Consider the following 7,850-nt stretch of genomic DNA (forward strand, 5'->3'; position numbering starts at 1 on the left):
GCCCGCCGACCCGACCTCCGACCACGCTGCCGACCAGGCCGCCGACTTCAAGTCGGCTACCGCCGCCGCCCGGCCCACGCTGGTCGAACTGGAACAGAGTTCCCCCTTCGCCGACCGGCACATCGGTCCGGACCCGGCCGCCGCCGCCCACATGCTGGCCCTGCTCGGCTACGACTCGCTCGACGCGCTGACCGAGGCCGCCGTGCCCGGCTCCATCCGGCTCACCGAGCGCCTGAACCTGCCGCCGGCCCGCTCCGAGGCCGAGGTGCTGACCGAGCTGCGGGACATCGCCGGCCGCAACCGCGTGTTCCGCCCGATGATCGGCCTGGGCTACCACGGCACCTTCACCCCGCCGGTGATCCTGCGCAACGTGCTGGAGAACCCGGCCTGGTACACCGCCTACACCCCCTACCAGCCGGAGATCTCCCAGGGCCGGCTGGAGGCGCTGCTCAACTTCCAGACCGTGGTCGCCGACCTGGCCGGGCTGCCGGTGGCCAACGCCTCCCTGCTGGACGAGGGCACCGCCGCCGCCGAGGCCATGACCCTGGCCCGGCGCGCCACCAAGTCCAAGTCGCCGCGGTTCCTGGTCGACGCCGACGTCTTCCCGCAGACGCTGGCCGTGCTCCAGACCCGGGCCGAGCCGCTGGGGATCGAGCTGGCGCTCGCCGACCTGAACGCCGACCGGCTGCCCGAGGGCGACTACTACGGCGTGCTGGTCCAGTACCCCGGCGCCTCCGGCCAGGTGCGTGACCTCACGGCGATCGCCGAGGCGGCCCACGAGCGCGGCATGCTGGTCGCGGTCGCCGCCGACATCCTGTCCCTGACCCTGCTCACCTCGCCCGGCGAGGCCGGGGCCGACATCGCGGTCGGCTCCACGCAGCGCTTCGGCGTGCCGCTGGGCTTCGGCGGCCCGCACGCCGGCTACATGGCCGTCCGCGAGAACCTGTCCCGCTCGCTGCCCGGCCGCCTGGTCGGGGTGTCTGTGGACACTGACGGCCGACCCGCGCTGCGGCTGGCGTTGCAGACCCGCGAGCAGCACATCCGGCGCGAGAAGGCCACGTCCAACATCTGCACGGCGCAGGTGCTGCTGGCCGTGATCGCCGGTATGTACGCGGTCTACCACGGTCCCGAGGGTCTGACCGCGATCGCCCGCCGCACCCACCGCTACACCGCCGTCCTGGCCGCCGGGCTGCGCGAGGCCGGGGTCGAGGTCGTGCCGACCGCGTTCTTCGACACCCTGACCGTGCGGGTCCCCGGCCGGGCCGCCGAGGTCTGGCGCGCCGCGCTGGCCTCGGGCGTGAACCTGCGGCTGGTCGACGAGGACACCGTCGGCATCTCCTGCGACGAGACGACCGACTGGGCCGACCTGCGGGCCGTCTGGGCGGCGTTCGGGGTCACGGGTAAGGAGGCGGCCGGAGTCCACGAGCTCGACGCCGCCACCGAGGACGCCCTCGGCGGCCACCAGCGCGCCACCGACTTCCTGACCCACCCGGTCTTCCACGCGCACCGTTCCGAGACCGCGATGCTGCGCTACCTGCGCAAGCTCGCCGACCGCGACATCGCCCTGGACCGCTCGATGATCCCGCTCGGCTCCTGCACGATGAAGCTGAACGCGACCACCGAGATGGAGCCGATCACCTGGCCCGAGTTCGGCGCGATCCACCCCTTCGCCCCGCTGGACCAGGCCTCGGGCTACCTGTCGCTGATCGGCCAGCTGGAGGGCTGGCTGGCCGAGGTGACCGGCTACGCCCGGGTCTCGGTGCAGCCGAACGCCGGCTCGCAGGGCGAGCTGGCCGGGCTGCTGGCCGTCCGCGCCTACCACCGCGACCACGGCCAGGGGCAGCGCGACGTGTGCCTGATCCCCTCCTCGGCGCACGGCACCAACGCCGCCAGCGCGGTGATGGCCGGGATGCGGGTGGTGGTCGTGGCCGCCCGCGAGGACGGCTCGGTGGACGTCGCGGACCTGAAGGCGAAGATCGACAAGCACCGGGACGAGCTCAGCGTCCTGATGATCACCTACCCCTCGACGCACGGCGTGTTCGAGGAGGAGGTCACCGAGATCTGCGCCCTGGTGCACGCCGCCGGCGGCCAGGTCTACGTGGACGGCGCGAACCTGAACGCCATGGTCGGCCTGGCCAAGCCCGGCTCCTTCGGCGGCGACGTCTCGCACCTGAACCTGCACAAGACCTTCTGCATCCCGCACGGCGGCGGCGGCCCCGGCGTCGGCCCGGTCGGCGTCCGCGCCCACCTGGCGCCCTACCTGCCCAACCACCCCCTGCACCCGGTCGCCGGGCCCCGTCCCGAAGGCGGCGGCGTCGGCCCGGTCTCGGCCGCCCCGTGGGGCTCGGCCGGCATCCTGCCGATCCCGTGGGCATACATCCGCCTGATGGGTGCCGAGGGCCTGCGCAGCGCCACCCAGCACGCCATCCTCGCCGCCAACTACGTCGCCAAGCGCCTGTCGGACCACTACCCGGTCCTCTACACCGGCCCCAACGGCCTGGTGGCCCACGAGTGCATCATCGACCTGCGCCAGATCACCAAGGACACCGGCGTCACCGTCGACGACGTGGCCAAGCGCCTGATCGACTACGGCTTCCACGCCCCCACCATGTCCTTCCCGGTGGCCGGCACCCTGATGATCGAGCCCACCGAGAGCGAAGACCTGGCCGAGTTGGACCGCTTCTGCGACGCCATGCTGGCCGTCAAGGCCGAGATCGACCGCGTCGCCACCGGCGACCTGGACCGCGAGGACAACCCCCTGCGCCAGGCCCCGCACACGGCGGCGATGCTGGCCGGGGACTGGAAGCACGGCTACGAGCGGGCCGAGGCAGTGTTCCCGGCCGGGGTGGACCCGGCGGACAAGTACTGGCCGCCGGTGCGGCGCATCGACGGGGCTTATGGGGACCGGAACCTGGTTTGTTCTTGCCCGGCCCCGGAGGCTTTCGAGGGCTGAGTACGTCGATGGCTTGAGTGAGTCATGGTGCGCCGGCGCCCCGCAGACCGACTTCGCGGCCTGCGGGGCGTCGGCGTTTCGCTAGACGGCGGCTGATGCCGGCGCCGGTGCCTCGGTGATCGCTACTTCGGCGCTCGGCGTCGCTTTCGCGATCCGGAAGCGCCAGATCCGTGCCGCCCCCGCGGCCAGCACCACCGGAGCAGCCGCCAGTGCGAAGCACCCCGACAACGGCAGCCGCGCCAGTACCGGCCCCATCGCCGCGTAGCCGGCCGAGGAGCCGGCGTTGTAGGCGTTGTTGACCCACATGCCCGCGCTGGTGCGGGACTGCTCGGCGGCGAGTTCGTCGCCGACCAGGTAGGCACAGGTCATCAGGGGTGAGACGAACAAGCCGGTGGCCGTGGTGATGGCTGTCAGGGTCCAGACGTTCGGGGCGAGTCCGGCGGCCCCGATACTCAGGCCGAGGGCGACGGTCAGGAGTGGGAGCCGGGTGCGGCCGGGGATCGGCCAGTGGATGGTGCCGTAGGCGAGGCCGCCGAGGATGCTGCCGACTGACATACCGGCGTCGGCCCAGGCGATCGCCGAGGGCTGATGGTGCCGCATCGCGAAGGCCACGATCGCCAGGCTCTGCGCGCCGAGGCCCAGCCCCACACCGGTCGCGGCGAACACCGGCTCGGCGATCCGCGACAGACTGCCCCGGTGCCGGACCCGACCGGTCCGTGTGCCCAGCCCGCCGCCCGGGGCCCGAACACCGGTCGAAGCCAGCCCCACCACCGGCGACGTCATCATCGCCACCGTCCCCACCGCCACCAGCACCGCGCTGAGCAGCACCCCGACCGCCGGGTTCGCGACCAGGATCAGCACCCCGACCAGCAGCGGCCCACTCACCCCGATCACCTCCTCGGCGACCGTGTCCAGGCTGAACGCCCGTTGCATCAGTGCCTGGTCGTCGCCGCACATCGTGCGCCACAGGGTGCGCATGGTCGGCCCCAGCGGCGGGGCCGTGGCGCCGGCGGCGAGGGCGAGGGCTTCCAGGAGCCAGAGCGGTGCGCCGGGACGCCAGGTGGCGGCCGTGATGCCGAGTAGTGCGGCGGCGTAGGACAGCGCCAGGGGCAGCAGCACGCGCCGGATGCCGTGCCGGTCGATCAGGCGGGCGCGCAGGGGCGCCAGGGCCGCGACGGACAGCGCGAAGACGGCCACGACCGCGCCGGCGCGGCCGACGGAGCCGTGGCCGGAGGCCAGTGCGAGGGTCATGGACAGGACGACGGTGCCGTAGGACAGCCGTCCGATGAGGGCCGTGGCGAATGTGCGCGCGGCGGAGGGCAGGCGGAGTACCGCCAGGTACGAAGACAAGGGAGTTGTTCCTCACCGTGAGATCACTTGCGGGGACGCCGACGGACCGCGACACGGCCGGTGGCCGCGGCGGTCGACGTGGGTCCTTACGCACGTGAGGTGATGAACATGGGGCTGATCATAACGAACGCCGGGGGAGAAGCGAAGCCAGAACTTGAAGTCCAGCACTTGGAGGTCAGCACTTGAAGGCGGAGTGCTCGAAGCCGGACCGGCCGGATCAGAAGATCGAATCCTGAATCGGCAGCGTCGCCTTGGCGGTGGATCCGCAGACCCTGACGACATCGGCCAGGTCGCGCAACCCCCGTGTGGCGGCCACCTCCAGCAGATGCTCGAACAGCGCGACGGTCACTTCGACGTCGGGCATCGCCCGGTGCCGGGTGGCCGGCCGGGGCAGGCGCAGGTGGTCGATCAGCGCGTCCAGGCCGTAGCCCGGTGCGTCCGGCAGCAGGGCCCGCGCCAGCTTCACGGTGTCGAGCAGATGCGTGGCCGCCAGCGCCGGGCAGGCGTCCCGGTACCGGTAGATGATCCCGCCCTCCATGGTGGTGTTGTGCGCCACGAGCAGGTGCGGCCCGTCTCCCACCTGGGCGTCGAACTGCCCGAGTACCGTCGCCGAGCCCGGACGGTCGGCGACCATCGCGGCGGTGATGCCGTGCTGCGAGGTGTCGAAGTCGGTGATGGCGGCGTGGGCCGGCGGCTTCATCAGCGCGTCGAAGGACCAGACCTGGCGCCATTGACCGTCGGTGCCCCCGTCGCCGTCTCGGCGCAGCGCGATCGCGGCGACCTCGACCGGCTCGGGGGAGTACCCGCGCGGCGTCGTGCCCTCGAAGTCCAGCACCACGAAGGTCGTCCCGACCAGTGCGGGATCGTGCAGCAGGGCCGGAGTCGGGGCGCCGGGCGTGGACGTTTTGGTCATCGGACAAGCCTAGCCGCGGGTGGCCGGGCGAGGTTGGATCCGGCGGATTGATCATGTGATGACAGGCCATAAAGCTGATAGCCGAGAGACCCGACCAAAACCAAACCAGCCGCTGGCCACCAACAGCGTGACCACCCACCGACCACCCGCATGGCACCATCTCCGAATGACCAACGAACCCATGGCCGGCGGCGTGAACACAGTCCTGAGATTCGGCGACCGCGTCCACCGGCCGGCGGGGGAGTGGACGCCGGCCGTCCACGCGTTGCTCGCGCACCTCGCGGCGAAGGGTTTCGCCGGCGCGCCGCGGGCCCACGGCTTTGATGCTGAAGGGCGCGAGATCGTCGACTTCCTACCGGGCGAAGTGCCGGATTCGGAGGTCGTGGTCCCGGATGAAGCGCTCGTAGAAGTGGCGGTCCTGCTCCGTGCTCTCCATGACGCGAGCCTCGGCTTCGTCCCGCCGCCGGAAGCCGCCTGGTACTTCGAGTCCCGCGAACCGGCGGAGGTGGTCTGCCACGGAGATGTCGCGCCCTACAACACCGTCTTCCGGGACGGCCATCCGGTGGCCCTGATCGACTTCGACACCGCACACCCGGCGCCGCGGGTCTGGGACGTCGCCTACGCGGCCTATCGCTTCGTCCAGCTTGTCGAGGACGGCGCACCCGCCGCGGAACAGGCCCGGCGCCTGGCGCTGTTCGCCGACGCCTACGACCTCGCCGACGGGGACCGGGCCGTGCTGCTCGACACCGTCATCGCGCGGCTGGATCACCTGGTGCGCTTCATGCGGGCGCAGGCTGCCGCGGGTCATCCGGCGTTCTCCCGGCACGTCGCGGAGGGCCACGACAGCTACTACCTGCGGAACATCGACCACATCGGACGCCATCGCGGCACGTTCGCCGCAGCACTGGGGTAGGGCGTTTCAGAGCCCGAAAAGCAGAGGGGGGATATCAGGCGGGAAGCTCAGCGGCTTCCTAGAACGCCACTGCCGCGGCGGAACCTCACGCGGCGGGTGGGTCCGGCTGTCGATGCCGGATCGATCAGCGGTCCCGGAAGAAAGCGGGATCAGCACCGAGGGCCGGCGGGTCCGGATGGCCGGACCCGGATCTCCCCCGGGTGGGTCTGTTCTATGGACGGATAAGCGGTTAAACGATTACTGGTCGAATACAGGGTGAGCGCTAGTCGGGCGTGGCGCCTCAGGCAGCGAAGCGGTCGGTCGGGCGGTGCGGGGCGATCGCCTGCCCGTCGGGCAGCAGCTCGCCGGTGTCGTCGAAGGACACGATCCCGTTGCACAGCAGCGACCAGCCCTGCTCCGGGTGTGCGGACACGACCAGGGCGGCGTCCCGGTCGGGGGCGGTCGAGCCTGGGCAGCAGGGGAGGTGGTGGCACACGTGCGCGGAGCCGGGCCGGTGGGCGGTCATCGTTGTCATGGTCGTTCTTCTTCTTCGTCGTCGGGGCGGCCGTTTCGAGCGGTCGCCGGGCCTTGGTCCGAGGTGTGGTCTGAACCAGTGCTCCTAGTGTCGCGCGTCACACCGTTCTGCGCAGGGAAATCCGGTCAGGTGACTCGGGCATTCGGGGAATGTAGTGCTCTGGTGTGGCTCCGAAGCCCGCTCACATAGTCACTACTGACTACACGCGAGCTGGTGGTCAATCGTTCGTCGCTCTGAGTTCCCTTTGAGCTTTGCTTTTGTCGGTGTTGTCCCTTAGGGACGGCTTGCCTAAAGATCGGCGATCTTGTGCAGGCCTCGTAGAAGCCGTCCGCGAGTGGAGTCGGGGTGGATCCGGGGTGGACCCGGAGCGGATCCGGGTGGTTCTGGGCAGCGATCATCATCGCTGTGCCCAAATGTATCGGGCCGATATATCATTCCGCTATAGCTGTCGCGAAGGAACCCACCGGAACCAGCCCGGGACCCGTGGACTCACTGATCAGCCAGCCGCCCGGCGAACCCGGCGATCACCGCGGACCCGATGTCGGCCGGGGTGTCGGCGTGCAGCGCCTGCCCGTTGGCGGCGGCGGTGATCTTCGACAGCGTGGTGAGGTCCACGCCGCTGCCCAGGGCCACGATCATCACCCGGACCGGGTGGTTCGGGTTGGCCGCCTTCAGCGCGTCGAGCTTGGTGATCAGCTGGTCGGCGGTCATCGAGTTCAGGCCGTCGTCCTTGCCGTCGGTGAACACCACGATCGCGTTGGACTCGTTCGGCGCCCAGCCGGTCAGCACGGTCTGGTAGGCGTCCAGGATGGTGTCGTAGAGCCCGTTGCGGCTGCCCGGCTGGATGGTCAGCTGCCCCAGTGCCGTGTTCAGCGCCGAGCGCCGGGTCTGGCCGTTCCCGACCGGCGCCGACAGCGGGCCCATCGGCACCAGTTCGGTGTGGACGGTGCCGCCGCCGTCGGCGGCGTCCTTGGTGGTGAAGGTCCACAAGCCGAGTTCGGAGTTGTCGCCGAACATCGGCAGTCCGGCGACGCAGGCGGCGGCGGTGACCTGGAGTCGGGTCAGCGGGGCGTGGGTGGCGGGGTCGAACTGGCCGTCGACGGTCATGCCCATGGAGCCGGAGACGTCCATGACGACCAGGCCGCGGGTCTGTTCGCTGGTGATGTTCCAGACCGACAGCGCGGTGCCGGCGGCGGTGTGGGTGGGG

At 71.0% G+C, this 7,850-nt stretch carries 6 protein-coding genes; 2 read left to right on the forward strand and 4 right to left on the reverse strand.

The window, feature by feature from the left end; translation table 11 throughout:
- The first annotated feature begins 79 nt into the window (after window positions 1–79).
- On the forward strand, window positions 80–2,953 hold the full coding sequence (gcvP, locus tag KGQ19_RS45805; RefSeq protein WP_368862254.1) for an aminomethyl-transferring glycine dehydrogenase: 2,874 nt from the start codon (window positions 80–82) through the stop codon (window positions 2,951–2,953).
- Between the two features lie 81 nt (window positions 2,954–3,034).
- On the opposite strand, the gene KGQ19_RS45810 is transcribed toward gcvP, so the two are convergent.
- Both KGQ19_RS45810 and KGQ19_RS45815 read right to left on the reverse strand, forming a co-directional pair.
- A complete protein-coding gene (locus KGQ19_RS45810; RefSeq protein WP_212021428.1) occupies window positions 3,035–4,303 on the reverse strand; it encodes an MFS transporter in 1,269 nt (422 codons plus the stop codon).
- A 217-nt stretch (window positions 4,304–4,520) separates the two neighbouring features.
- On the reverse strand, window positions 4,521–5,216 hold the full coding sequence (locus tag KGQ19_RS45815; protein ID WP_212021430.1) for a 3'-5' exonuclease: 696 nt from the start codon (window positions 5,214–5,216) through the stop codon (window positions 4,521–4,523).
- Window positions 5,217–5,382: 166 nt separating this feature from the next.
- Between KGQ19_RS45815 and KGQ19_RS45820 the strand changes: the two genes are divergently transcribed.
- Window positions 5,383–6,129 (forward strand): phosphotransferase enzyme family protein, encoded by a 747-nt coding sequence (locus tag KGQ19_RS45820; RefSeq protein WP_212021432.1) that lies wholly within the window; start codon window positions 5,383–5,385, stop codon window positions 6,127–6,129.
- Between the two features lie 280 nt (window positions 6,130–6,409).
- Here KGQ19_RS45820 and KGQ19_RS45825 read toward each other — a convergent pair whose 3' ends face one another.
- Both KGQ19_RS45825 and KGQ19_RS45830 read right to left on the reverse strand, forming a co-directional pair.
- Window positions 6,410–6,604: a DUF5999 family protein gene (locus KGQ19_RS45825; RefSeq protein WP_194899836.1), complete on the reverse strand. Its 195-nt coding sequence runs from the start codon at window positions 6,602–6,604 to the stop codon at window positions 6,410–6,412.
- Window positions 6,605–7,132: 528 nt separating this feature from the next.
- The coding region (locus KGQ19_RS45830; protein WP_212021436.1) for a vWA domain-containing protein at window positions 7,133–7,850 on the reverse strand (718 nt) is incomplete at its 5' end.

This window comes from Catenulispora pinistramenti (assembly GCF_018274385.1).
GTDB lineage: Bacteria > Actinomycetota > Actinomycetes > Streptomycetales > Catenulisporaceae > Catenulispora > Catenulispora pinistramenti.